Raw genomic sequence first — 605 nt, forward strand, 5'->3', positions numbered from 1 at the left:
TCTGAAACAGTGTTACCGCTGTTATCTTCTTCATATTATCAGTCCCTCCATATATTTTTTGTAATATTCAGCCCCTTCAGCAGCATAATCAACGCTGTCTCGGGCCTTAAGACGGTCCCTTCGGCAGTCAAACCGGTTCTGTTCATATCCACGCTGCTTTGCCTTTATCTCCCAGCCGAACCGCTGGCCTGGCTGTCCGGCAGCAATAAAAAATGCCGGAGTCCTATCCGACACATAAATATTCCCCGGTCCATACGCCTGTAAGAATACCTGATATTCGCACCCAGCATTGACCGTCTCGGAAAAAATGCTGTCCAACGTCACGTAACAAAGACCGTCTGCGCCGATTGTTCCGCTCCCCACGTCTCCAAACATGGGGGACGCCGTTTCATATGCTGCCATTTTTATATCGCCGTAACCCGTTTTGACAATCCTGTTTTTCTCTCCGCTCACATCAAGATTTCCGTCAATCGTAGCATCAACGGTATGCATGTTCTCCGCCCCATAAAACGATGACTCATTTCGGTTTATCCAAAAGGTAATCCCGTCGGCATCCTCTTCGATGTAAGCACTGTTTACGTCGTCTCTGTCGCTGTACATTTTTA

The 605-nt window shown here is 47.8% G+C and carries 1 protein-coding gene; it reads right to left on the bottom strand.

Annotated elements, in window-relative coordinates; all coding sequences use genetic code 11:
- Window positions 1-30: 30 nt before the first annotated feature.
- The coding region (locus tag CLOSYM_RS23000) for a hypothetical protein (RefSeq protein WP_021641578.1) at window positions 31-605 on the bottom strand (575 nt) is incomplete at its 5' end.

Source organism: [Clostridium] symbiosum ATCC 14940, from assembly GCF_000466485.1.
Taxonomy (GTDB): domain Bacteria; phylum Bacillota; class Clostridia; order Lachnospirales; family Lachnospiraceae; genus Otoolea; species Otoolea symbiosa.